Below are 24,470 nucleotides of genomic sequence, written 5' to 3'. Positions count from 1 at the left end.
TCCGCCCGCGCTCCTCGCCAATAGACGAGGGATTGGCTCGTCGCGCGGACACAAATGGCCTCGCCTTCGCCTTGATATCGCCTCGCGCCCTAATGGACAATCCGGGTTTATGCTAGATTGATCCGATATTCCAATGCCGAGGACGAACATGGTAACCCCCGGTCTCCCGCACTACCTATTCCGCAATGAACTGTCTTTGCGCGTCAAAACGACTTTCGCGACTTTTGCTCTGCTCGTAACCGGCGTACTGCTGCCGATGACGAGCCAGGCCACCGGATTCGGAGCCGCTCAGGGCGAAGCGGTGATCGGCACTCCTCTGTCTGTCGAAATCGAGGTCACCAATCCGGAACGCAGCAGCATGGAATGCTTCGAAATCAAACCCCTCGGCGAGGAAGGCGATAGCAGTTTCTTTCCACGGCGAGCCCGCCTCGATCTGAGGAAATCGGCCGATGGCAAGACTCATCTCGTCGTCACGGGCGACACGATCCGTGAACCGGTCGTCGAGTTCCGGCTGAGAACGCGCTGTGGCGCACAAGTCGAACGACATTACACGCTTCTGGCCAGCCCACCACGAGAACTCCTGCCAGAATCGGTTGCACTGCCCGTGACCTCATCGTTACCGATCGCAAATTCGCCGCGCACGGATACCGTAAAAAGCATCCCCCAAAGCCACGGTCTGACGCTCAACCAACTCGCCCGCCAGCGCTACCCGCTGCAACCCAAGGCGCGAGCAAAGTTCAAGCGCATGGTGAAGAACGCGAATCCGGATCTGGCACTTGCCGATGATGAAGTCCTGCCGGTCGATCCCGCGGCGCTCAAGTATCCGGACCACCTGCCGAAGCGTCGCACCGGCCCCTATCGTCCCGCCAAAGCGCAGAAGAAGGTCACCCAACCATCATCGAAATCCGCTGCCAAAGCGAAAGAGGTCAAGACCGCCACCCCCGTCGCCGCTCCCGAGCCTTCTCCAGCGCAATCCGATCGGCTGGTGATCGCCTCCGGGGCGGGCGAGAAACCACAGCCGACGACAGCGCAGGAAGCCGCCCTGGCCGGTAAGGCCGAGAGCTCTTTCGCGGCTCAAGAGGAATTGATCGCCCGCCTGGCTCAAGCCGAGATGGCCTACAAGAGCCTGCAGGAACGGCTGCAGCTCATGGAAGATCGCATGCGCGGGCTCGAGATGGAAAAGGAACGCCTGCGGCAGGCACAGGAAGCCTTGTCACAATCCGCACTCGTCGAACTGGTCATTGCAGTCATTGCAGGAGGAGCGTTGGGTGCCCTGTTGATGTCGCTCTGGCTAAGGCGCAGGGCGGCGAACTCGGATCCTCCCCGTATCGGCTTCTGACCCGGCGCATGAAGCCAGCGCAACGCGTCGAATTGTTCCGCCGCCTCGCGGCGCTCGATCCAGAACCCAAAACCGAGCTCGAATACGCCACGCCGTTCCAGCTCTTGGTCGCAGTGATCCTCTCGGCCCAGGCGACCGACAAGAGTGTCAATCTCGTCACCCGCGCGCTGTTTTGCGTCGCCCCGACGCCACAGGCGCTGCTCGCACTCGGTGAAGAGAAGCTCGCCGACTCCATCAAAACCATCGGCCTTTACAAAACCAAGGCAAAAAACCTCATCGCCACCGCTCGGCAGATTCTCGAGCGGCATGGCGGCGAAGTACCGCATGACCGGGCTGCCCTCGAAGCCCTGCCCGGTGTCGGTCGCAAGACGGCCAATGTCGTGCTCAACGTCGTCTTCCAGGAACCGACGATCGCCGTCGATACCCACATCTTCCGTGTTGCCAACCGCACCGGACTCGCGCCGGGCAAGGATGTCCGCGCGGTGGAAAAGAAGCTGCTCGAAGTCGTCCCCCGCGAATTCCGCCAACATGCGCACCATTGGCTGATCCTGCACGGCCGCTATGTCTGCAAGGCGCGCAAACCCGAATGCTGGCGCTGCGTGATCCGTGACCTGTGCGCCTACGAGGACAAGAATGCTCTTCAACCCCACGCGTGACCAGGCACGGCAATTCTTCATCGAGGCCTGGCGCAAGCGCTGCGGCGGCGTTCCCGCGTCAGCATTGGAAACCATCGCCGCCGACGTCATCGCGATGCATCCGGAATATCACGCGCTGCTCGTCGCTGCCGATGCGCTGACCCGCGAATGGACGCCCGAGGACGGCGCGATGAACCCCTTCCTGCATCTTTCCCTGCATCTGGCGATCGCCGAGCAATTGTCGATCGATCAGCCGCCAGGCATTCGCGCGCTGTTCGAAACTCGGCGCTCGCACCACGGCAACGTCCACGATGCATTGCACGACATCCTCGACTGCCTCGGCGAGACGATCTGGCGCGCCCAGCGCGAGCGTCAGCCGCCCGACGGCGCGGCCTATCTCGACTGCATCCGCCGCAAGGCAGGGTGAATCATTGCGCCGGTAGCTGATCCTGCAGCGGCGGTGCCACTTTCAACACCTCGGCGATCGTCGTCAATCCGGCCGCCACCTTGCGCGCCCCGGCGATCCTGAGCGGCTGCATACCGGCCTTGATCGCGCGTTCGCGCAACGCCGCGATGTCGGTATGTGGGCCGATCAAGCCCTTGATCTCCTGACTCATCGGCATGATCTCGTAGAGGCCGATGCGCCCGAGATAGCCGGTCATGCGGCATTCGAGGCAGCCGACCGGTCGATGGAGCCGGGTCGGTTGCTTCGCTTTCCACGGGGAGACCAGTCCCTGCCAGAGGACTTCGTCATCCTTGTCGAGCGGCGCGGCTTGCTTGCAGTGCGGACAGAGCGTGCGCACCAAGCGCTGCGCCATCACGCCGATCACCGTCGCTTGCAGCAGATAGGGCGGCACACCCAGATCGAGGAGTCGCGTGACCGCCGTCGGCGCGTCGTTGGTATGCAGCGTCGACAACACCAAATGGCCGGTCAGTGCGGCCTGTACCGCCATGTCGGCGGTCTCGAGGTCGCGGATTTCACCAACCATGATGATGTCCGGATCCTGGCGCATCAGCGCGCGGATACCGGCAGCGAAGGTGACGCCGAGCTCCGGCTGCACCTGCACCTGATTGAAGGCTGGTTCGATCATCTCGATCGGGTCTTCGAGTGTGCAGACGTTGACTTCCGGCGTGGCCAACTGCTTGAGCGTCGAATACAGCGTCGTCGTCTTGCCCGAGCCGGTCGGGCCGGTGACGAGGATGATGCCGTTGGGCTTGGCGGTCATCTCCTGCCAGCGCGCGGCATCCTCGCTGGAAAAACCGAGATCGGCCAGATCACGTACCAGCACCTCGGGATCGAAGATGCGCATCACCAGCTTCTCGCCGAAAGCAGTCGGCAGCGTGGAGAGCCTGAGCTCGATCTCTTCGCCATCGGGCGAGCGCGTCTTGATGCGGCCATCCTGCGGGCGGCGTTTTTCGACCACGTCCATGCGGCCGAGGATCTTGATGCGGCTGGTCATCGCATTGAGGACCGGCATCGGGATCTGATAGACCTGGTGCAGCACGCCGTCGATCCGGAAACGCACGATGCCCATTTCCCGCCGCGGCTCGATGTGGATGTCGGAAGCGCGCTGCTCGAACGCATATTGCCAGAGCCAGTCGACGATCAGCACGATGTGCTGGTCGTTGGCATCGAGCGTGGTCTTGCCGCGACCGAGCTCGACGAGCTGCTCGAAATTGGAAACGCCGGTGCGGGCCACGTCGCCGCGCGCCAGCGCGCTCTTCACCGATTTGGCGAGGTTGTAGAACTCGACCTGGTAGCGCTCGATGTCTTGCGGGTTGGCGACCACCAGCCGGATGTCTTTCTTCAGGATCGGTTCGAGTTCCGCCTCCCAGCTGCGAATGAACGGTTCGGCGGTGGCGATCACCACCTCGGTCGCGCGCACCTCGACCGGCAGGATACGGAAACGGCTCGCGTAGGCGGAACTCATCACCTCGGTGACGGCGGCGAGATTCACCTTCAGCGGATCGATGTGGTAATACGGCAGGCCAACCCAGCCGGCGAGCCATTCGGTCAGCGTCTCGAGATCGAGCAAGCGATAGGGCGGCGTAGGCGACTTCCAACGCTGTTCGGCGATCACCGTGAGCGGATGGGTCATACCGCGGTAAAAGCGGCGCTCGCGGCGGAAACGCTCGGCCTCCTCGCGCGGCACCTTGCCATCAAGGATCAAGGCGTCGATGACTTCCTGCAGGGTGAGGCGATGTTCCCCGTTCGCGGCGGCGCTGTTCATGAAACGCGACTATACCGTCCTCGATGGCGCGACGCCAGGCTTCGAGCTTTTCGGCATAACTCCAGCTTGCGTTGGCCCCACTGGTGGAAGGAAGAATCAGCGTCGTAAAGCCCAGCGCCGTAAGTTGCGGCGCGAAACGGCCCGCGGTGCGGCCATTGAAAAGGACGCGCTGCAGCCGCGGCGCCGTCGCGACGAGATGGCCGAAATCGTTGGCAACACCGTTTTTGATCGCGGCATCGAGACTACCGACACGCTCGCATGAGGCATAGACGTCCCAGATGGCGATGCCGGCCTCCTTCACCGCCGCCTGCTTCGCAGCATAGTCCATCGTGAAGAGCGGCAGATCAAGCACTGCGCCGAGGATTTTCCAGAACTGGTTCTGCCGGTGGGCGTAATACTGGCGCGCAGCCAGCGAGGCTTCGGAAGGAAACGAGCCGAGGATCAGCACCTCGGCTCGTTGATCACAGATCGGGGGCAGCCCGTGGAGAACCGTCACTGGCTGGAAAGACTCATCGACAGCATCAGATCGTTGATGCGTTTGACGAAAGTCGCCGGATCGTCGAGCTGGCCGCCTTCGGCGAGGAGTGCTTGATCGAACAGCACCGCGGCCCAGTCGTCGAACTTTTGCTGCTCGGTTCTGAGGCGCAACACCACCGGATGCTTCGGGTTGATCTCGAGGATTGGTTTGGAGATCGGCGCCTTCTGCCCTGCGGCCTTGAGGATGCGTGCCAGATTGCCGGACAAATCGTGCTCATCGGCGACCAAACAGGCCGGGCTGTCGGTAAGACGATGCGTCACGCGCACTTCCTTGACGCGCTCGCCCAAGGACTTGGCGATCTTCTCCGTCAGGTCCTTGAACTCGGAAGCCTCCTTCTCCTGCTCCTTCTTCTCGGCCTCGTCCTCGAGCTTGCCGAGGTCGAGACCACCTTTGGCGACCGAGACGAGAGGCTTGCCCTCGAATTCGGTCAAGTGCGAAACCACCCACTCATCGACGCGGTCGGAGAGCAGCAGGACCTCGATGCCCTTCTTGCGGAAGATTTCGAGATGCGGGCTGTTCTTCGCCGCATTGAAGCTCTCGGCCGTGACATAGTAGATTTTCTCCTGGCCGTCCTTCATCCGCGCCACATAATCGGCGAGCGACACCGTCTCCTCACTCGTGTCGTTGTGCGTCGAGGCGAAGCGCAACAGCTTCGCGATCTTCTCCTTGTTGGCGAAATCCTCGCCGACGCCTTCTTTCAGCACGCGCCCGAACTCGCCCCAGAACTTGGCGTATTTCTCCTTGTCGCTCTCGGCCAAGTCCGCCAGCAGGCCGAGCACCTTCGCCGTACAGCCTTTGCGGATCGTCTCGATGTCCTTGCTTTCTTGCAGGATCTCGCGCGAGACGTTCAAAGGCAGATCGGCCGAATCGACCACGCCGCGCACGAAGCGCAAGTAGAGCGGCATCAGCTGCTCGGCATCGTCCATGATGAACACGCGCCGCACATAGAGCTTGACGCCATGGCGCGCATGGCGATCCCACAGATCGAACGGCGCATGCGCGGGGATGTAGAGCAGCTGCGTGTATTCGGTCTTACCCTCGACCTTGGCATGCACCCAGGCGAGCGGATCGTCGTAATCGTGCGCGACGTGCTTGTAGAAGGCCTTGTAATCGTCCTCGGAAATCTCGTTCTTCGGCCTGGCCCACAGCGCAGAGGCTTGATTCACCGTTTCCCACGCGTCGAGCTTGACCTCATTGCCGTCCTTCCACTCCTCCTTCCGCATCTTGATCGGCTGGACGATGTGGTCGGAATACTTGTGGATGATTGACTTGAGCTTCCAGGCCGAGAGCAGATCGTCCTGCCCTTCGCGTAAGTGCAGCGTGATCTCGGTGCCGCGCTCGGGCTTCTCGATCATCGTGACGGTGAATTCGCCACCGCCGTCGGAAACCCATTCGACGCCCTGGTCGGGCTTCTCGCCAGCACGGCGCGTCCTCACCGTCACCTTGTCGGCGACGATGAACGAAGAATAGAAACCGACGCCGAACTGGCCAATGAGGTGTGCATCCTTCTGCTGATCGCCGGTGAGACTGGCGAAGAATTCGCGCGTGCCGGATTTGGCGATGGTGCCCAGATTCGCGATCACCTCGTCGCGATTCATGCCGATGCCGTTATCGGCGACGGTGATGGTGCGCGCTTGCCGGTCGTAATCGACGCGAATCTCGAAGTCGCCACCCCCTTCGAGCAAGGCGGCGTTGTGCAGCGATTCGAAGCGCAGCTTGTCGCAGGCATCGGATGCGTTCGAGATCAGCTCGCGCAGGAAGATTTCGCGGTTGCTGTAGAGGCTGTGGATCATCAGGTGAAGCAGCTGCTTCACCTCGGCCTGGAAGCCCAGGGTTTCCTTGTCTGCGGTTGCGATACTCATTGGGATTCCTCCGTAAAAGACCCCAGCGATATGAGGGCCGCAGAGCCCTTTTTCAAGCGTAGCGGATCTCGAGGATCTCGATCTCGCGCAGTCCCGTGGGGCTTTGGAACTTGACGATGTCGCCCTCGCGCGCCTTCATCAAGGCGCGTGCCAAGGGCGAGATCCAACTGATCTTGCCGTTGGCCGGATCGGCCTCATCGACGCCGACGATCTGGTAGCAAAGCGGCGTGCCCTCATCGGCGTCGAGATAGCCGATGGTCACCGTCGCGCCGAAGAACACCTGCTCCAAATTGCTCTGCAACGCCGGATCGACCACCACGGCATTATCGAGCCGCTTCTGCAGGTAACGGATGCGCCGGTCCATTTCCCTGAGCTTCTTCTTGCCGTAGATGTAATCGCCGTTTTCCGAGCGGTCGCCATTGGAAGCCGCCCAGGCGACGACCTCGACCAGATGGGGACGTTCGACCTTGACGAGACGCTCGAATTCCTCGCGCAGCGCGCGATGGCCCGCCGGAGTCATGTAGTTCTTGGTGCCGGGCGGCAGGGATGGCTGACCGGGAAGATCGTCCTCGTCGTCTTCGTGGTTGGTTTCCTTGACGAAAGCCTTGTTCATGTTCGCGTGCCGTATCGCCAAAGCAGATTCTGCGTATTTTATCGGCCCGATTGCCAAATCCCGGGCTCAAGATTAGGATGGCCCATATGACCCTGCCCGACGATCCGCAAGCCCTGGAGGCGCTACTCGAAGAACTCAAGAGCGAACATCGCGATCTCGATGCGAGCATCACCCGTCTGGAAGAAAATCCCCCGCACGACGAGCTGCTGTTGCGGCGAATGAAGAAGCGCAAACTGCTGCTCAAGGACCGCATCGCCGCCGTGGAGCGGCTGCTCGGCCCCGACCTGATCGCTTGATTGCCCTAGGTCTTCGGCCGCAGATGCTGGTGCAACGCCGTGCCGTGCGGCCGGTAGCCGTGGGCGTGGGCGCTGTTCTCGACCTCCACCGAGACGAGATTGACCTGACCGTGACGCACGCCGCGCTCGGCGATGAGCCGATCGGCGAAAGCGCGCACGCTGGCGGTCGGTCCGCGCAGGATCACGCTCTCCAGGCAGTTGTCGTGATCGAGATGCGCGTGCATCGTCGCCACCGTCAGGTCGTGATGGGCGTGTTGCAGCCCCGTCAGCCGTTCGGCCAGATCGCGCGCGTGGTGGTTATAGACATAGGAAAGATTGGCGACACAATGACCCGTCTCGACGCCTTGGCGTGCCGCTTCCAGCTGCTCGCGCAACAGGTCGCGAATCGCCTCGGAGCGGTTGCGGTAGCCGCGCCGCGCGATCAGCGCATCGAACTCGCGCGCCAGGGTCTCGTCCAACGAAATGGTGATACGTTCCATATACTCTGATCCCCCACTCATGAAAGGATACGCCATGAAACTCGATGATGCCGCCCTCGACCAACTCTTCCGCAATGCACGCACCCACAATGCCTGGCTCGACAAGCCCGTTCCCGACAGTCTGCTCGTCGAGCTCCACGAGCTGATGAAATGGGGGCCGACCAGCGCCAACTGCTGGCCGCTGCGCGTGGTCTATGTCAAGTCAGCACAGGCGAAGGCGCGTCTGGTGCCGCTGATGATGGAAGGTAACCGCGCCAAGACGCAAGCGGCGCCGGTCACCGCGATCCTCGGCATGGATATGGCGTTCTACGAGCAATTGCCGAGACTGTTCCCGCACACCGATGCGAGATCCTGGTTCGTCGGCAACGACGCGCTGATCGAAGCCACCGCGTTCCGCAACAGCAGTCTGCAAGGCGCCTATTTCATGCTCGCCGCCCGTGCCCTCGGTCTCGACTGTGGCCCGATGTCCGGTTTCGACGCCGCCGCGGTGGACGCCGAATTCTTCGCCGGCACGACGGTCAAGAGCAACTTCATCTGCAATCTCGGCTACGGCGACCCGGCAGGACTGTTCCCGCGCAGCCCGCGCCCAGACTTCGACGAGGTGTGCAAAATCCTCTAGCAGGAACGGCTTTGAGGCGCACCGCTGTCGGTTTTTGCGCAGCGGCTGACGAAAATTGCGCAGAGATACCTCTCCAGGGGCGTGTCTTGGGCGATAAATTGTGTCGCCAAAAATTACATTTTTGAATTTTTGTTTATAAAACATATACCTGATGAATCAGGCACGATTTATGCTTAGTGTGCTGGGTAGCAACTTTTCCGACGGCATCTGCCATGAAAACTCGATTCTTCATCGCCACTGCGCTCGTCAGTTTCACTTTATCCAGCACTGTCTCTGCTCTGACCATCGACGGCAACCTTTCGGACTGGGGCGTCAATCCTTCCACCTGGGCACCCGCCAGCGGCATCCATTACGTAATCGAAGATCAAACCGGCAGTGGTGGGTATTACCTCGATCCTGGCTGGGGCGGGCAGGCCTATGATGCCGAAGCGATCTACACGACGATCATTGGGAGTACGCTGTACATCGCGCTCGCCACCGGCCACAACCCCAACACAGTGCAAAACCCCGCGAACAACAGCTTTGGCGCAGGCGACTTTGCAATCGACTTTGGGAAAAACGGCATTTTCGATCTGGGCATCAACATCGTCCATAACGGCACCAACGCCAATGCCGATCCACTCCAAATGAGTGGCGGCGTCTATAAGAATCCAGTCTGGAATTATGGTCTCTGGAATTCGAGTGGTGCCTATGATCCAGGCCATCCCGATCGCGCACATCCGACCCACATGCAAAGCGGCACCCATATCGGCAACGCAACCATCGCGACTGGCAGCGCCACCGGCTACGGCAGCAAATCGAGCGATCTGCACTACTTCTACGAGATGAGCCTCGATCTAAGTCTACTTTGGTCAGCAGGTTGGGACGGAAATCCATTCAACATCAACTGGACCGAAAATTGCGCCAACGACAGCATCGTCGTCGATCCACCTTTCCATGTTCCCGAACCCAGCTCCCTCGCACTGCTGGGCATCACTCTGCTCGGCCTGAGAAGCATGCGCCGCCGCAGCTGATTCCCGCGACCACAGATCCAGACTGACGGGAAGCGAATACAATCGCAGAAGACTTCACGAGGGCGTGCTTTACGGTCTAATAGCACCCCATGCCTCTTCTCAAACTCGATGCCGGCCACCTCGCCTACGGTCATGTAGCGCTGCTCGACGCAGCCGATTTCCAGCTCGATGCCGGCGAGCGCGTCGCGCTGATCGGCAGAAACGGCAGCGGCAAATCCTCGCTGCTCGCCGCACTGGCCGGCAAGGCGAGTCTCGACGATGGCACGCTCCGGCTGCAGCCCGGCCTCAGGATCGGCTATGTGCCGCAGGAACCGCCGCTCGACGAAAGCCTCACGGTGTTCGAAACCATCGTCGCCGGGATGGGCGAGACCCGCCGGCTGCTCGCCGAGTACCACGAGGTCTCCCATCGCCTGGCAGACGCCGGTGCAGACCAGATCGTTCTACTCGCACGCATGGAAGCGCTCCAGCACGAGATGGAAGCGCTCGGTGTCTGGGCTTACGAGGCGAGCGCCGAGCAGGTGATCGCGCGTTTCGCACTCGACGCCGATGCGCGGATCGGCACGCTCTCCGGCGGACAGAAAAAGCGCGTGGCGCTGGCCCAGGCGCTTGCGGCCGCCCCCGATGTGTTGCTGCTCGACGAACCGACCAATCACCTCGATATCGCGGCGATCGAATGGCTCGAAGAGTTCCTGCTCGAAAACCGGCTGACCCTGCTGTTCGTCACCCATGATCGGCGCTTTCTCGATCGCTTGGCGACCCGGATCGTCGAGCTCGACCGCGGCCGACTGACCAGTTATCCCGGTAGCTTCGCGGCCTACCGGGAGCGCAAGGAGCGCGAGCTTGCCGACGAAGCAAAGGCGCAGCAGCGCTTCGACAAGCTGCTGAAGGAAGAAGAAGCGTGGATTCGGCAGGGCGTCGAGGCACGCCGCACCCGCGCCGTGTTCCGCGTGCAGCGGCTCGAACGGCTGCGCAGCGAGCGTGCAGCACGACGTGAGCGGCTCGGCGCGGTACGCTTGCGCCTCGATAGCGGCGATAAGAGCGGGCAGGTGGTGGCCGAGCTCGAACACGTCAGCAAGTCTTTCGGCGCGCACACGGTGGTACGCGACTTCTCCTGCCGCATCCTGCGCGGCGACCGTGTCGGCATCATCGGTCCGAACGGCGCCGGCAAGACCACCCTGCTGCGCCTCATCCTGGGTGAGGTCAAGCCCGACAGCGGCACGGTGAAGCGCGGCACGAAGCTCGCAGTCGCCTATTTCGACCAGTTCCGCGCCCAGCTCGATCCCGAGGCCACACTCGCCGACATCATCTCGCCGGGTTCGGACTGGGTCGAGATCGCCGGCGCAAGAAAGCATGTCGTCGGTTATCTCGGCGACTTCCTGTTCGCGCCGCAACGGGCGCGCTCACCGGTGAAATCGCTCTCCGGCGGAGAAAAGAACCGCCTGCTCTTAGCGCGGCTGTTCGCGCGGCCGGCCAACGTGCTGGTGCTCGACGAGCCGACCAACGATCTGGACATCGAAACGCTCGACTTACTCGAAGACCTCTTGCAAGACTATCCCGGCACGGTATTCCTCGTCAGCCACGACCGTGTCTTCCTCGATGCCATCGTCACCCAGACCATCGCCGCCGAAGGCGACGGCATCTGGCACGAATATGCCGGTGGCTACAGCGACTGGGCGGCTTACCAAAGCCAGCGCAAAGAGTCCAAGGCCGAAACACAACGCGAACCGACAGCGAAGTCGGTGCTGGCGACACGGCACGAAAATAAGGCAAAGCCCGACAAACTCTCCTGGAAGGAACGACGCGAGCTGGAAGCCCTGTCCGAGCAGATCGCCACGCTCGAAACCGAACAGCAGGCACTGGCCAAACGTCTGGAGGATCCGGCACTGTACGACGAGCCACAACAGGCGCAAGCCGTCGCGACGCGCTTGGCCGAAATCGACGACGAACTGCTGGCCATGCTGGAGCGCTGGGAAAACCTCGAAACTCGACTAAAGTGATATGGCAGGATTTTTTCCGTCCAGACGGCAGGCGGAAAGAGGGCATTTCGGGTTCTCGTCAATCCCCCCCAGCCGGACACGGATTCCGCAGCGCAACAAAACAGCGCTTTCCGCGAACGCCCACGAGTCCGCACAACAGACTGATTTTTGGCGCTCTTTTTTCGCACCCGACCTACTAGATCTAGTGGTAAAAAATTCTTCGCCTACTAGGAAAGAATATAACTATCTGATTTTCCTGTGAGCAAAAATTTTTTTCTTTGATGTTTCCCGGGTTCTCGTTAAGCTTCGGCCTTGCCCGATTTCCGATCAACCCAACCCATCCACGGACCGACCATGACGATCGAACAGACCACCGACCTAGACAGCATTGGAGAAGCCCAGGAACACACCGGCCAGCTCGGTCTTCTCCTGCCGCAAGAGATTTCCGGCGAGGTTTTGCTCGAAAAGTACGCCAAGGGCTTTGAGCGCAACGTCCATGACGTGCGCGCCCGGGTTGCCCACGCGCTGGCCAGCGTCGAAGCGGAAGAACGCCGCGCCTATTGGCAGGAGCGCTTCCTCGATGCCCAGGAAAACGGCTTCATTCCCGCCGGCCGCATCAACTCGGCGGCGGGCACCGACCTGTGCGCGACGCTGATCAACTGCTTCGTGCAACCCGTCGGTGACTCGATCTCGGAAGTCGTGGATGGCCGCCCCGGCATCTACACCGCGCTGGCGCAAGCGGCCGAAACGATGCGGCGCGGCGGCGGCGTCGGATACGACTTTTCCAGCATCCGCCCGGTCGGCGCCTTCGTGCGCGGCACCCATTCGCGCGCTTCCGGCCCAGTGTCCTACATGCGCGTCTTCGACCGTTCCTGCGAAACCGTCGAATCCGCCGGCGCACGCCGCGGCGCGCAGATGGGTGTCTTGCGCTGCGACCACCCCGACATCGAAGCCTTCATCCACGCGAAGGATCATGGTGATCTGACGAATTTCAACATCTCGGTCGGCGTCACCGATGCCTTCATGCAAGCCGTCGAGGCCGGCAGCGAGGTCGAACTCGTGCATCGCGCCGAACCGACCGACGAGCTGAAGCAGGCCGGCGCCTACCAACGCGACGACGGGCTGTGGGTCTATCGCAAGGTGCCGGCGCGCGAGCTGTGGGACCAGATCATGCGTTCGACCTACGACCACGCCGAACCGGGCATCCTGTTCATCGACCGGATGAACAAGGACAACAACCTCAACTACTGCGAGACGATCGAGGCCACCAACCCCTGCGCCGAACAGCCGCTGCCGCCCTATGGCTGCTGCTGTCTCGGCTCGATCAACCTGACGCTGTTCGTGCGTCAGCCATTCTCGGAGACTGCCGACTTCGATTACGCCGGCTTCGGCAAGGTGATCGAGGTGGCGGTGCGCATGCTCGACAACGTGCTCGACGTCACCCACTGGCCGCTGCCGCAACAGCAGGCCGAAGCCGCGGCCAAGCGCCGCATTGGCCTGGGCTTCACCGGCCTGGGCGATGCGCTGATCATGCTCGGCCTGCGCTACGATTCCGACGAAGCGCGCAAGACTGCTGCCAGGATCGCCGAGTTCATGCGCGACCGCGCCTACCTGACCTCGGTCGAGCTCGCCAAGGAGCGCGGCCCTTTCCCTCTGTTCAACGCCGATTTGTACCTGACCGGCGGCAATTTCGCCTCGCGCCTGCCGCAGCACATCAAGGACGTGATCAGAAAACATGGCATCCGCAATTCGCATCTGTTGTCGATCGCGCCGACCGGCACCATTTCGCTGGCTTTCGCCGACAACGCCTCGAATGGCATCGAGCCGCCGTTCTCCTGGACCTACACGCGCAAAAAGCGCATGCCGGACGGCACCCACAAGGAATACGCCGTCGAGGATTACGCCTGGCGCCTCTATAAGCATCTCGGTGGCGACACCAACGCCCTGCCCGACTACTTCGTCACCGCCCTGGAAATCTCGGCCAAGGCGCATGAGGAGATGGTCGCCGCGGTCGCCCCCTACATCGACACCTCGATCTCCAAGACCGTCAACGTGCCGGCCGACTACCCGTACGCCGAATTCGAGGATCTTTATCTGGTCGCCTGGAAATCCGGCCTCAAGGGACTGGCCACCTACCGGCCGAATGCGGTGCTCGGCAGCGTGCTGTCGGTCGAACCGCAGCAACCGGCCCAGGGGCAGAAAGCCCAGAAACAGCCGCAGGACGTCGTGATCGACGGCGCCAACCGGCGCCTGTCGATCGGCTCATTGCCCGCACCAGTGCTTGCCTCGCTGCGCTGGCCGGGACGTCCGCGTCTGCCTGACGGCAATAGCGCATGGACCTACATGATCGAGACGCCGCACGGCGAGTTCGCGCTCTTCGTAGGCCAGATCGAGAACGAGAAACACCAGCAGGTGCCTTTCGAGGTCTGGGTCAACGGTACCGAGCAGCCACGCGGCCTCGGTGCGGTGGCCAAGACCCTGTCGATGGACATGCGCGCCAACGACCCCGCCTGGCTGAATCTCAAGCTCGACGTACTGGCCAGCACGGTCGGCGACGAACCCTTCGAGATGCCCTTCCCGCCGCATGGCGAGCTGAAGCTGATGCCCGGCACGGTGTCGGCGCTGGCGCAGGTGATCCGCTACCGCTGCGAACAGCTCGGCGCGCTGGTCAGCGATGGCTCCACCCCCGTGCTCGATTGCATGTTCTCGCGCGACGAGCCGAAGACCGGTACCGACGGCACGCTGTCCTGGACCGTCGACATCGTCAATCCGGCCTCGCGCGAGGATTTCGTGCTCGGTCTCAAGGAAATCACGCTGCCCGACGGCGTCACCCGTCCCTATTCCTGCTGGCTCTCCGGCAATTACCCGCGTGCCCTCGATGGCCTGACCAAGCTGCTCTCGCTCGACATGCGCGTGATGGATCCGGCGTGGATCGGCATGAAGCTGCGCAAGCTCCTGAATTACCCCGAGCCGCTGGGCGACTTCATGGCACGCGTGCCTGGCTCGAACAAGCAGCAGAACTGGCCCTCGACGGTGGCCTACATCGCGCGACTGATCATCCACCGTTACGCGATGCTCGGTATCCTCGACGAGCAGGGCTTCCCGACCCGCGAAATGGGCATCCTCGAGCGGCCGAGCGACAAGAAGGGCGAACTCAAGATCACTCAGGGATCGTTGTGCTCTGAATGCGGCAACATGACCGTGATCCGCAAGGATGGCTGCGACTTCTGCACTGCCTGCGGCGCAGTCGGCACTTGCGGCTAGACATCCGGACCTGGCCCGGGCTCACACCTGGGCCGGAAATTCTGGTAGATTTGATGTCCCCGCGACACTCTCAAAGCAATGGCATCCAACCGTGGGGATTTTTGGGTTGCGTCGTGAGCACCCAGCCGTCATGAACGCAGCGACGGCGAATGGCATGCCTGGCATGTCGCATTTCCAATTTTTTGATTGATCGAGAAGCCCTTGGAGAACGAAGACCTTTCCTCTCCGGTCGCCGCGTCCGACGCAGCCGTCGCGGCGCCCACTGCACCCAATGTGGTCAGCGCGTCACCCCCGCCCCCGGCATTCGATCCGCGCCGCCGCATCCGTGAATTGCTGGCGATTCCGGAACGCGACCGCACCGATGCCGAATGGGACGAACTGAACGAGCTCGAAATCCAGACCGCACCGGGCAACCGCATCGGCAACCAGCCGCCGGCCAGTTATTCCGGCAAGCCTGCCTTCCATGCCAAGCACCGTATGAAAGGCAAGGCCAAGGGCAAGCCCGGCCAGAGCGGAAACCGGCCGCCGGGCGGCGGAAAAGCGCAGAATCACCCGAACAAGCCGCGCCCCGCATAAAGCCGCCGAGGCGGAACTGCATTCGCGGTCGTGGCCTTTTGCTGCCCGCGCTGCCCAAATGACCGCGCCCATCGCCACGCGCCCTCCAACCACCAACGGCGGACAGCTATGGTGGTGGTTGCCGCGTCTGTCGATCCTGCTGTTCCTTGCCGCGATCATTACGCTGTTTTGGTATCTCGAACGCAGCGACCGCGAAGAGAAACACGCGACACTGATCAGCGATATGCTGTGGCTCGAGCAGAATCTGCGCTTCCTGCTCCACCACAACGAAGACCTGTTCGGGCGTTTCGATCCGCAGCGCATCGGACAGCGCGAAACCTTCCAGGCCCACGTGGCGCCCGTCATCGCCAGTAATTCCGGTGTCATTCAAGTGCTCTGGCTGGCTCCGTCCGGAGAGAGACTGGATGCCTACCCGCCCGTTTCCAGCGCGCCATCCACCGAGACTGCCGTCGCGCAGGCCGGCGTGCAACGGCTTGCCGGGTCGGTGGCCCATGCCGTCTATGGCCCACCCTACCCCGTCGGCGGCGACTGGCGATTCGAAGTGCACGTGCCGATTTTCCATGCCGGAGAACTCGCCGGCATCGTCGTCGGGGTTTATTCGATCAGCCGTCTGCTGGCGGATGGCGTTCCGTGGTGGATCGCCGAACGTTATCAAATCGCGATCGCCGATCCCTCGGGCCAGTCGCTTGGCCAGCGCTCCAACATCACGGAGATCGACACCGACAACGCTTACCAGATGCCTTTCGACCCGCCCGGCCACGGTCTGATCCTGCATGCGATCTCCTACCGTAGCGCCACGCCGATGGCCGGCCGGGTGATCATCGCGGGGCTGACTTTCCTCGCCGCGCTGGTGCTGTTCAGCCTGTGGACGCTGCGCCGGCACGTGCAGGGCCGGCTGGCGGCGGAAAGCGCGCTGCAAAACGAAGTCGCGTTCCGCAAGGCGATGGAGGACTCGGTGCAGACCGGCCTGCGCGCGCGTAACCTCGACGGCATGATCACCTACGTCAATCCGGCATTCTGCCGCATGGTCGGTTATTCAGCCGGCGAATTGATCGGCCGCCGGCCGCCGATGCCCTACTGGGCCGAGGAATATCTCGACGAAACGCGCGCGATGCACGAGAAAGTGCTCGCCGGCCAGGCACCCAGCGAGGGTTTCGAGATCAAGCTCAAGCGTCGCAATGGGGAAATCTTCGATGCGTTGATCATCGAAGCGCCGCTGATCGACAGCCAAGGCCGGCATACTGGCTGGATGGGCTCGGTGGTCGATATCACGGAGAGAAAGCGCGTCGCCGAGCTGGCGCGCCAGCAGGAAGAACGCTTGCAGGCCAGCGCCCGTCTGATCACGATGGGTGAGATGGCCTCGAGCCTCGCCCACGAGCTGAACCAACCGCTGGCGGCGATTTCCAGTTATGCGACCGGCTGCCGTAACCTGATCGCGGCCGGCGCGCCGCAAAATGAAATCGACGGTGCGATCGCCAAGTGCCAGGAACAGGCCCAGCGCGCCGGGCGCATCATCCGCCGCATCTACGAATTCGTGCAGCGTCAGGAACCGAAAAACGAATCTTGCGACATCGGTCTTTTGATCAATGACCTGATCATGCTGCTGGATGGCGACGCCCGCCGCCAGCGCGTGCGCATCCAGCGCGAGATCGCGCCAGACCTGCCCGTCTGGCAAGCCGATCGTATTCTGCTCGGCCAGGCGATCCTCAACCTGATGAAAAATGGCATCGACGCGATGGCTCAGACGGAAGAAGCCGCACGCGTCCTCACCGTGCGCGCGGCAAGCTTTGCCGGACAGGTGCTTATCTCGGTCGCCGATCGCGGCTGCGGCATCGGGGCGGAAACCGCCGCGCAGCTGTTCGAACCGTTCTACACCACCAAGCAAGAGGGCCTCGGCATGGGCCTGAAGATCTGCCGCTCGGTGGTCGAAGCGCATCATGGCCGGCTCTGGTTCGAAACGAACCCGGCCGGTGGCACGATTTTCCACATCGCGCTACCATGCCCGACGACATGACCTCCGGGATGGCCTATCTCGTCGATGACGACGCCGCGATCCGCGATGCGTTGCCCTGGCTGCTGCGCTCGCGTGGCATTGCCTGCCGCGCCTGGGCATCGGCCGAGGCATTCCTCGCCGACTACCGCGACGAGATGAGCGGCTGCCTGATCCTCGATCTGCGCATGGCCGGCATGACCGGCAGCGAGCTCTTTGAGCGCCTGCTAGAGCGCGGCTGCGCGATGCCGGTGATCTTCCTCACCGGTCACGGCGACGTGCCGCTGGCGGTCAACGCCTTGAAGCGCGGCGCCTTCGACTTCATCGAAAAACCCTTCAACGACAACGAGCTCGCCGACCGCGTGCATGAAGCGCTGCAATACGAAAAAAATCGGCGCCGGCAGGACGGCATGAAAGCCGCGGTGCTGGAACGACTGGCCACACTCACCGAGCGCGAACGTCAAGTGATGGAACACATCCTCGCCGGCAAGCTCAACAAGGTGATCGCCGACGAGCTATCGATCGCGATGCGCACCGTCGAAGTGCACCGCGCGCACATCTTCGAAAAGATGGGCGTGCGCTCGGCCGTCGAGCTGGCTCAGCGGCTGTCGCTGCTCGGCCCACCCGGCTCCAGATGAATCCATCCGCGACGGCGCAGCAGCCGATGGTTGCCGAGCTCGACGAGCGGATGACGATCGCTTGCAGCGGCGAGCATCTGGCGTAACGCTTCACGCAGCCGGGCATCCGACGGAATCGCGACCTGGTTGTGTGCGAGCAGGTAACGCAGCACATTGCGCGCGCGCGGCTCGGGCAGCGCCTGCAAGCGCTCGACGGGAAGCGGAAAGCCTTCGCAACCTGCCAGATCGAGGCGCGCCAGATCGTCGAGCAGCGCTTCGGCCTCGGCAAAGCGCGCCGCGGCGGCGGCGAGATTGCGCGTCGCGGCCGGAAAGCGCCCCAAAAGCAGCTTCAGAACACGGTGACGGAGGAAGTTCCTTGTGTGACGAATGTCCGCATTGCTCTCGTCCTCGATCCATTCCAGCCCTTGCGCTTTGGCATACGCCGCGATCTCGGCGCGGCCTACGGTCAAGAGCGGGCGCAACAGGCGGCCGCTCGCCTGACGCATCGCCGCCGCGCCGGCCAAGCCGGCGCCGCGCAGCAGATTGAACAGCAAGGTCTCGGCCTGATCGTCGCGCTGATGCGCGAGCACGATCCAATCGGCAGGTATCCGCGCGAACACCGCATGACGCGCGCGCCGTGCCGCCGCCTCCAACCCGTCGGGCGAACCACGTTCGACCGTGACGCGCACGCACTGGAATGGCACGCCCAGGCTGCGAGCGAAAGCCGCGCAGAAATCAGCCCAAGCATCGGCATGCTGGCTCAAACCGTGATGGACGTGCAATGCAGAAAGCCCCTCAGGACGCAGCCGAGCCAAACTGTGCAACAGGACGACGGAATCGATGCCGCCCGACAGAGCGACGGCCAGCCGCGCACCGGGCGGCGCGTAGTTTTCCAGGCAGGCCGTCAGGGCGCGTTCGATCGCGTCAATGGACGGCGAGTTCCTTGAACTTGCCATGACTCATCAAGCGCTGATAGCGACGCTCGACGAGTTCGTCGGCGGAAAGGCCCTGCAAACCACGCAATGCATCCTGCAAGGCCTTTTTCAACGCGGCGGCAGCCGCACGCGGATCGCGATGCGCGCCGCCCAGCGGTTCGTTGATCACGCGATCGATCAGCCCGAGCGTCTTCAGACGCGCTGCGGTGATGCCCAGGGTTTCCGCGGCATCGGGGGCGCGTTCTGCGCTCTTCCAGAGGATCGACGCGCAGCCTTCCGGCGAGATCACCGAATAAGTCGCGTATTGCAGCATCATCACCACGTCCCCTTGGGCGATCGCCAGCGCACCGCCCGAACCGCCCTCGCCGATGATCGTGCATACCAGCGGCACTTTCAGCTCGGCCATCACGAACAGATTGCGCCCGATCGCCTCGGACTGGCCGCGCTCTTCGGCACCAATACCCGGATAGGCACCGGGCGTATCGACGAAGGTGAATACCGGCATGCCGAATTTCTCCGCCAAACGCATCAGCCGCAAGGCCTTGCGATAGCCCTCGGGCCGGGGCATGCCGAAATTGCGGTGGATCTTCTCCTTCGTATCGCGACCCTTCTGATGGCCGATCACGACGCAGGACTGGCCATTGAAGCGCGCCAAGCCGCCGACGATCGCCGGATCGTCGGCAAAGGCGCGATCGCCGTGCAGCTCGACGAAATCGGTGAAGATCATGCCGATGTAGTCGAGCGTATAGGGGCGCTGCGGATGACGCGCCACTTGGGCGATCTGCCACGGCGTCAGCTTGGCGTAGATCTCCTTGATGAGCGCCGCGCTCTTGCTCTCCAGCCGGCCGATCTCGTCGGAGATATCCACAGCCGAATCGTCCTGCACATAACGCAGCTGCTCGATTTTCTCCTCGAGCTCGGCGATCGGCTGTTCGAAATCCAGAAAGGTCGTCTTCATGGCGGGGATTCTACTGGAAGGCGCAAGCCGAACGGCAAGTGCCGAAACGAAGCGTGGGATATCCCGAGCCGAAGCCGAGCATGACGGCGCGCACAATGACAAACGCGCGTTTGTCGGACATAAAATGGAAGAGCCCAACGGGTTTCCCCGCTGGGCCCGGATACGACTCGGAGTCTTACGACTCCAGCTTATTGTAGCAACGGCTCTCACCCCGGATAGCCACAACGAAGCGAATGATAAGGGAGGATGGCATGGGCGACAAGACCTCGCAAAATTTGGCCTTCGGTCTGGACATCGGCATCGCTTCGGTCGGCTGGTGCGTGCTCGACGACGAGCGCATCATCGACCTCGGCGTGCGCTGTTTCGACAAGGCGGAAACCGCCGACAAGGGCGAATCGCTCAATCTCGCGCGACGCATGGCGCGGCTGATGCGCCGCCGTCTGCGCCGGCGCGCCTGGCGGCTCGTCAAGCTCGCCCGCCTGCTCAGGCGCGAGGGCTTGATCGATCGCATCGAAGCCGTGCGCCGCCCATCGTCGATTTCTCCCTGGAAGCTGCGCGTCGAAGGCCTCGACCGTCGCCTGGAACCGATCGAGTGGGCGCGCGTCATCTATCACCTCGTCAAACATCGCGGCTTTCACTGGATCAGCCGCGCCGAGGAAAAGAAAGCCGAAGGCGACAAGAAGGAAGGCGGCAGGGTCAAGCAAGGACTTTCCGACACCCAGCGGCGCATGGCCGAAAAAGGCTATCGCAGCGCCGCCGAGATGGTGCTGGCCGAATTTCCGGATGCCCAGCGCAACAAGGCCGGGGAATACAGCAAAGCCCTCTCTCGGACACTGCTCGCCGACGAGCTGGCGCTTTTGTTCCGCCGTCAGCGCGAACTGGGCAATCCGCATGCCGGCGCCCCACTGGAAGAGAAGATCCTCGGCCGCGGTGACCGCAAGAGCGGCCTGTTCTGGGAGCAAAAGCCGCCACTTTCCGGTGCCGATTTGCTCAAAATGCTGGGCAGATGCACCTTCGAGAGAACGGGAGGGCCTGACGGCAAGGGCGAATACCGCGCGCCGAAAGCGAGCTTCACCGCCGAGCGCCATGTCTGGCTCACCCGCCTCAACAACCTGCGCATCGTCGTCGATGGCCGCACGCGAGCGCTGAACGAGACCGAGCGGCAGCTCGTTCTGCCTTTGCCCTATCAGCGCGCCGGCGACTTCAAGTACGAACACCTGCGCGCGGCGCTCACCAAGGCCGGACTGGCGAATTTCAGCTTTGCCGGCATCGCCGAGGAGAAGGAAAAGGAGGTGCTCGTCAAGCTGCCGGCATGGCAAACCCTACGCAAGACGCTCAAGGACAAAGGCTTGCAAACGGAATGGGAGAGCATGGCCGGACAGGCGATGGCCGGCGATCCGACGCTGCTCGACGAAATCTCCCTCGTGCTCTCGGTCTTCAAGGACGGCGCCGAAGTCGAGACGGAATTGCGCAAGCTCGATCTACCCGGCGGCGAAAAGATGATCGAGGCGCTGTCCGAAATCAGCTTCGACAAGTTCCACAACCTCTCGCTGAAAGCCTTGCGCAAGATCGTGCCACAGATGGAGAAGGGCCTGCGCTACGACGAAGCTTGCCAGGTCGTCGGCTATCACCACAGCCAGCCGCAGGCCGCCGAGACGAGGAAAGACATCTATCTGCCGCCTTTCTACCTTGGGCGCGAAAAGAATGGACGGCTCACACTCAACGAGGAACTGGATATTCCCAGGAATCCCGTCGTGCTGCGCGCGCTCAACCAGGCGCGCAAGGTGATGAATGCGCTGATCCGCGCCTATTGCTCGCCGCACGAGGTGCATATCGAAATGGCGCGCGATCTGTCCCGCCCCTCCGATGAACGCAACAAAATCAAGAAGGCACAGGAGGAATACCGCGAGCGCAACGAAAAGGACAAGGCGGTTTTCGCCGACGAATTCGGCATCCCGGCCAAAAGCCGCGAGTTCGAGAAATTCCAGCTCTACCGCGAGCAGCAGGGCAAGTGCGCCTACTCTCTGCAAGCGCTGGATCTTCAGCGCGTGATTTTCGATCCGGGGTATGCCGAGGTGGATCATGCGCTGCCCTACTCGCGCAGCTTCGATGACAGCAAGAACAACAAGGTGCTGGTGCTGGGCGAAGAAAACCGCAACAAGGGTAACCGCACCCCGTATGAGTACCTGACCAGCTTCACGGGCGGCGAGCAAGGCGAACGCTGGCGCAACTTCGTCGCTTACGTCGAAGCGAACAAGAACTTTCGGCTCGCCAAGCGCCAGCGCCTGTTGCGCAAGGATTTTTCCAGCACGGCCGCCGAGGAGTTTCGCGAGCGCCACCTCAACGACACCCGCTACATCTGCCGCTTCTTCAAGAACTACGTCGAGCGGCATCTCAAACTCACGCCGAAAGTCGGCGCTGATGGGACGGCACTTACCGAAGCGAAGCGCTGCGTCGTCGTCAATGGCCAGCTCACCGCTTTCCTGCGCGCCCGCTGGGGCTTGCTGAAGGTGCGCAGCGACAGCGACCGCCACCACGCGCTCGACGCCGCCGTAGTCGCCGCCTGTAGTCATGGCATGGTCAAACGCCTAGCCGACTATGCGCGCAGCCACGAACTCGAAAACCTGCGCTTGGGCTTTCCCGACCCGGAAACCGGCGAGATTCTCGATCCGGCGATGTTCGCGCGCCTGACTGCGCATTTCCCCGAGCCGTGGCCGCACTTCAGGCAGGAGCTCGAAGCGCGGCTGTTCATCGACGACGAGCAAGCCTTGCGCGAGCGATTGCAGGCTTTCGGCACCTATCCGGCCGAGGCGCTCGCCAACGTTCGCCCGCTGTTCGTCTCGCGCGCGCCACAGCGCAGAGGTAGCGGCGCGGCGCACAAGGACACCATCTACGGTCAGCCGGAACGACTCAAGGCGAAAGGAAGCGTCACGCAGCGAGTGCCGCTTTCCAGCCTGAAACTGGCCGACCTCGACAAACTGATCGACCCGCACCGTAACGAGAAACTCTACGCCGCGATCCGCGCACGGCTGGAAGCCCACGGCGGCAAGGGCGACAAAGCCTTCCCATCCGACAATCCGCTGAGGAAACCCGACCGCGACGGCAAGCCGACCGGCCCGATCGTGCGCAGCGTGACGATGGTGATCGACAAGCTCTCAGGCATTCCCGTGCGCGGCGGCATCGCCAAGAACGACACCATGCTGCGCGTCGACGTCTTCCGCAGCAAAAAGGACGGCAAGTTCCATTTGGTGCCTGTGTATGTGCATCACGTCGCGATCTTCAAGCGCACCGGGGAATTGCCGAACCGGGCGATCGTGGCTTTCAAGGACGAGGAGGAATGGACGCTGATCGACGAAGCGGATTTCGACTTTCTATTCTCCGCACATCCCAGTGATTTGTTGCGCGTCAAGCTGAAAGGAGAAGTGCTGACGGGTTATTTTGCCGGTTGTGATCGGTCAACCGGCAATATTGGTCTCTGGGCGCACGACCGGAACGCCAGTGTCGGCAAAGACGGATTCATCCGCACTGGGGTGAAAACTGCCAGCGGGTTCGAAAAATTCCACGTCGACGTCCTCGGCAACGTCTACCCTGCGCCGAAGGAAGCGCGCCGTGGTCTGGCGTAGCGTGATGATCTCGCGTCCCGCGCGGCTACGGCGGGAGCATTATTCGCTGGCCATCGACCAGGAGGAAACCGCCTTCGTGCCCTTCGAGGACATCGCGGTGATCGTCTTGAACCATCGCGAGATCACGCTCACCCATCCAGTACTCTCGGCCTGCGCCGAATACGGCATCGGGCTTTTTGCCACCGGCGCCAACCACCAGCCGGCCGGCGTGTTCCTGCCGTTCCTGCCGCATTCGCGCACCACGCGCATGATGAGAAAGCAGCTTGGGCTAGGCAAGCCCGCGGCCAAGCAGGCCTGGGCTGCTCTCGTGCGCCGCAAGATCGAGAACCAGGCCGCCTGTCTCAAGTTGTGCGGCAAAGAAGGCATGGATCGGCTCGCCTCCTATGCGCGGCGCGTGCGCTCCGGCGACCCGGACAATCTGGAAGCGCAAGCCGCGGCGTTCTATTTCGCGCAGCTCTTCGGGAGCGATTTCAACCGCGCCGAGGCGCGCTGGACGAACGCCGCGCTCGATTACGGCTATGCGGTATTACGCGGCGCGATCGCGCGCGGACTGGTGGCGCATGGGCTGCATCCGACCGTCGGCCTGTTCCATGACAGCGAGCAGAATGCCTTCAACCTGGCCGACGATCTGATCGAACCCTTCCGGCCGATCGTCGATCTACACGTCGCCAAGCATCCGGCCTCGACTGAGGGCGATTTGATTCCGACGGACAAGCAGGCGCTGGTGGCGCTGCTCAATGTCGATGTCGGCATGCCACAAGGAAGGATGTCGGTGCTCTCGGCGATCGAATACGCGGTCGAAAGCCTGGTGCGGGTCTATGAAGACGAAAGCCGCCAGCTCCACCTGCCCGCGCTCATCGGTCTTACGGCGCACCGGCTGGAGTATTGACGTGGGCATAGAGACGA

The 24,470-nt window shown here is 62.5% G+C and carries 20 protein-coding genes; 13 read left to right on the top strand and 7 right to left on the bottom strand.

The window, feature by feature from the left end; translation table 11 throughout:
* The first annotated feature begins 148 nt into the window (after positions 1–148).
* The 3 genes from EL335_RS05410 to EL335_RS05400 are packed head-to-tail and all read left to right on the top strand — an operon-like array spanning position 149 to position 2,401.
* On the top strand, positions 149–1,339 hold the full coding sequence (locus EL335_RS05410) for a type IV pilus assembly protein FimV (RefSeq protein WP_126444834.1): 1,191 nt from the start codon (positions 149–151) through the stop codon (positions 1,337–1,339).
* Positions 1,340–1,347: 8 nt separating this feature from the next.
* Positions 1,348–1,995, top strand: coding sequence for an endonuclease III (nth, locus tag EL335_RS05405; protein ID WP_126444832.1), 648 nt, complete (start codon positions 1,348–1,350; stop codon positions 1,993–1,995).
* Positions 1,973–2,401, top strand: a complete 429-nt coding sequence (locus EL335_RS05400) for a DUF1841 family protein (protein WP_126444830.1) — start codon at positions 1,973–1,975, stop codon at positions 2,399–2,401. Before nth ends, EL335_RS05400 begins: the two co-directional genes overlap by 23 nt.
* Position 2,402: 1 nt before the next feature.
* Here EL335_RS05400 and tfpB read toward each other — a convergent pair whose 3' ends face one another.
* From tfpB to greB, 4 genes are read right to left on the bottom strand one after another with little or no spacing between them, the layout of a single operon-like run.
* Positions 2,403–4,205, bottom strand: a complete 1,803-nt coding sequence (tfpB, locus tag EL335_RS05395) for a type IV pilus assembly ATPase TfpB (RefSeq protein WP_126444828.1) — start codon at positions 4,203–4,205, stop codon at positions 2,403–2,405.
* Positions 4,135–4,701 carry a DNA-deoxyinosine glycosylase gene (locus EL335_RS05390; RefSeq protein WP_284155461.1) on the bottom strand — a complete coding sequence of 189 codons (567 nt, stop codon included), beginning with the start codon at positions 4,699–4,701 and terminating at the stop codon, positions 4,135–4,137. Before EL335_RS05390 ends, tfpB begins: the two co-directional genes overlap by 71 nt.
* A complete protein-coding gene (gene htpG / locus EL335_RS05385; RefSeq protein ID WP_126444826.1) occupies positions 4,698–6,605 on the bottom strand; it encodes a molecular chaperone HtpG in 1,908 nt (635 codons plus the stop codon). The genes EL335_RS05390 and htpG overlap by 4 nt, the downstream gene beginning before the upstream one ends.
* A gap of 52 nt (positions 6,606–6,657) precedes the next feature.
* Positions 6,658–7,218, bottom strand: coding sequence for a transcription elongation factor GreB (gene greB / locus EL335_RS05380; RefSeq protein ID WP_126444824.1), 561 nt, complete (start codon positions 7,216–7,218; stop codon positions 6,658–6,660).
* An 86-nt stretch (positions 7,219–7,304) separates the two neighbouring features.
* Between greB and EL335_RS05375 the strand changes: the two genes are divergently transcribed.
* Entirely contained in the window at positions 7,305–7,514 is a 210-nt protein-coding gene (locus EL335_RS05375; protein WP_284155460.1) for a YdcH family protein, read from the top strand.
* Positions 7,515–7,519: 5 nt separating this feature from the next.
* Here the strand turns inward: EL335_RS05375 and nikR are convergent, their stop codons facing one another.
* Positions 7,520–7,993 carry a nickel-responsive transcriptional regulator NikR gene (gene nikR / locus EL335_RS05370; protein ID WP_126444820.1) on the bottom strand — a complete coding sequence of 158 codons (474 nt, stop codon included), beginning with the start codon at positions 7,991–7,993 and terminating at the stop codon, positions 7,520–7,522.
* A 34-nt stretch (positions 7,994–8,027) separates the two neighbouring features.
* On the opposite strand from nikR, the gene EL335_RS05365 reads away from it, so the two are divergent.
* From EL335_RS05365 to EL335_RS05335, 7 genes are all read left to right on the top strand, one after another.
* Positions 8,028–8,612 carry a malonic semialdehyde reductase gene (locus EL335_RS05365; protein WP_126444818.1) on the top strand — a complete coding sequence of 195 codons (585 nt, stop codon included), beginning with the start codon at positions 8,028–8,030 and terminating at the stop codon, positions 8,610–8,612.
* A 212-nt stretch (positions 8,613–8,824) separates the two neighbouring features.
* On the top strand, positions 8,825–9,625 hold the full coding sequence (locus EL335_RS05360) for a PEP-CTERM sorting domain-containing protein (RefSeq protein ID WP_126444816.1): 801 nt from the start codon (positions 8,825–8,827) through the stop codon (positions 9,623–9,625).
* Positions 9,626–9,714: 89 nt separating this feature from the next.
* Complete coding sequence (locus EL335_RS05355) at positions 9,715–11,622, top strand: ATP-binding cassette domain-containing protein (protein ID WP_126444814.1); 1,908 nt, start codon at positions 9,715–9,717, stop codon at positions 11,620–11,622.
* 333 nt (positions 11,623–11,955) lie between these two features.
* Positions 11,956–14,865 carry an adenosylcobalamin-dependent ribonucleoside-diphosphate reductase gene (locus EL335_RS05350; protein WP_126444812.1) on the top strand — a complete coding sequence of 970 codons (2,910 nt, stop codon included), beginning with the start codon at positions 11,956–11,958 and terminating at the stop codon, positions 14,863–14,865.
* Positions 14,866–15,066: 201 nt separating this feature from the next.
* Entirely contained in the window at positions 15,067–15,441 is a 375-nt protein-coding gene (locus EL335_RS05345; protein ID WP_126444810.1) for a hypothetical protein, read from the top strand.
* 58 nt (positions 15,442–15,499) lie between these two features.
* A complete protein-coding gene (locus EL335_RS05340) occupies positions 15,500–17,455 on the top strand; it encodes a sensor histidine kinase (RefSeq protein WP_126444808.1) in 1,956 nt (651 codons plus the stop codon).
* On the top strand, positions 17,440–18,069 hold the full coding sequence (locus tag EL335_RS05335; protein ID WP_284155459.1) for a response regulator transcription factor: 630 nt from the start codon (positions 17,440–17,442) through the stop codon (positions 18,067–18,069). Before EL335_RS05340 ends, EL335_RS05335 begins: the two co-directional genes overlap by 16 nt.
* Here the strand turns inward: EL335_RS05335 and tilS are convergent.
* Positions 18,030–19,004, bottom strand: a complete 975-nt coding sequence (gene tilS / locus EL335_RS05330) for a tRNA lysidine(34) synthetase TilS (RefSeq protein ID WP_126444806.1) — start codon at positions 19,002–19,004, stop codon at positions 18,030–18,032. The two genes, EL335_RS05335 and tilS, sit on opposite strands and share 40 nt — an antisense overlap.
* A complete protein-coding gene (locus EL335_RS05325) occupies positions 18,973–19,941 on the bottom strand; it encodes an acetyl-CoA carboxylase carboxyltransferase subunit alpha (RefSeq protein WP_126444804.1) in 969 nt (322 codons plus the stop codon). Before EL335_RS05325 ends, tilS begins: the two co-directional genes overlap by 32 nt.
* A 251-nt stretch (positions 19,942–20,192) precedes the next feature.
* Between EL335_RS05325 and cas9 the strand changes: the two genes are divergently transcribed.
* Both cas9 and cas1 read left to right on the top strand, forming a co-directional pair.
* Positions 20,193–23,564, top strand: coding sequence for a type II CRISPR RNA-guided endonuclease Cas9 (gene cas9, locus EL335_RS05320; RefSeq protein WP_126444802.1), 3,372 nt, complete (start codon positions 20,193–20,195; stop codon positions 23,562–23,564).
* The gene (gene cas1, locus EL335_RS05315) at positions 23,551–24,453 is read left to right on the top strand and encodes a type II CRISPR-associated endonuclease Cas1 (protein ID WP_284155458.1); all 903 of its coding nucleotides are present in this window, start codon (positions 23,551–23,553) and stop codon (positions 24,451–24,453) included. The genes cas9 and cas1 overlap by 14 nt, the downstream gene beginning before the upstream one ends.
* The last annotated feature ends 17 nt before the right edge of the window (positions 24,454–24,470 follow it).

The organism is Sulfuricystis multivorans (genome assembly GCF_003966565.1).
GTDB classification, from domain to species: domain Bacteria; phylum Pseudomonadota; class Gammaproteobacteria; order Burkholderiales; family Rhodocyclaceae; genus Sulfuricystis; species Sulfuricystis multivorans.
This window is presented reverse-complemented; position numbering and strand designations above follow the sequence as displayed.

What these genes read in the sequence shown, in the direction of transcription:
- EL335_RS05410 (WP_126444834.1), top strand. Translation starts at nt 149, where the DNA reads ATGGTAACCCCCGGTCTCCCGCACTACCTATTCCGCAATGAACTGTCT.
- nth (WP_126444832.1), top strand. Translation starts at nt 1,348, where the DNA reads ATGAAGCCAGCGCAACGCGTCGAATTGTTCCGCCGCCTCGCGGCGCTC.
- EL335_RS05400 (WP_126444830.1), top strand. Translation starts at nt 1,973, where the DNA reads ATGCTCTTCAACCCCACGCGTGACCAGGCACGGCAATTCTTCATCGAG.
- tfpB (WP_126444828.1), bottom strand. Translation starts at nt 4,205, where the DNA reads ATGAACAGCGCCGCCGCGAACGGGGAACATCGCCTCACCCTGCAGGAA.
- htpG (WP_126444826.1), bottom strand. Translation starts at nt 6,605, where the DNA reads ATGAGTATCGCAACCGCAGACAAGGAAACCCTGGGCTTCCAGGCCGAG.
- greB (WP_126444824.1), bottom strand. Translation starts at nt 7,218, where the DNA reads ATGAACAAGGCTTTCGTCAAGGAAACCAACCACGAAGACGACGAGGAC.
- EL335_RS05375 (WP_284155460.1), top strand. Translation starts at nt 7,305, where the DNA reads ATGACCCTGCCCGACGATCCGCAAGCCCTGGAGGCGCTACTCGAAGAA.
- nikR (WP_126444820.1), bottom strand. Translation starts at nt 7,993, where the DNA reads ATGGAACGTATCACCATTTCGTTGGACGAGACCCTGGCGCGCGAGTTC.
- EL335_RS05365 (WP_126444818.1), top strand. Translation starts at nt 8,028, where the DNA reads ATGAAACTCGATGATGCCGCCCTCGACCAACTCTTCCGCAATGCACGC.
- EL335_RS05360 (WP_126444816.1), top strand. Translation starts at nt 8,825, where the DNA reads ATGAAAACTCGATTCTTCATCGCCACTGCGCTCGTCAGTTTCACTTTA.
- EL335_RS05355 (WP_126444814.1), top strand. Translation starts at nt 9,715, where the DNA reads ATGCCTCTTCTCAAACTCGATGCCGGCCACCTCGCCTACGGTCATGTA.
- EL335_RS05350 (WP_126444812.1), top strand. Translation starts at nt 11,956, where the DNA reads ATGACGATCGAACAGACCACCGACCTAGACAGCATTGGAGAAGCCCAG.
- EL335_RS05340 (WP_126444808.1), top strand. Translation starts at nt 15,500, where the DNA reads ATGACCGCGCCCATCGCCACGCGCCCTCCAACCACCAACGGCGGACAG.
- EL335_RS05335 (WP_284155459.1), top strand. Translation starts at nt 17,440, where the DNA reads ATGCCCGACGACATGACCTCCGGGATGGCCTATCTCGTCGATGACGAC.
- tilS (WP_126444806.1), bottom strand. Translation starts at nt 19,004, where the DNA reads ATGGCAAGTTCAAGGAACTCGCCGTCCATTGACGCGATCGAACGCGCC.
- EL335_RS05325 (WP_126444804.1), bottom strand. Translation starts at nt 19,941, where the DNA reads ATGAAGACGACCTTTCTGGATTTCGAACAGCCGATCGCCGAGCTCGAG.
- cas9 (WP_126444802.1), top strand. Translation starts at nt 20,193, where the DNA reads ATGGGCGACAAGACCTCGCAAAATTTGGCCTTCGGTCTGGACATCGGC.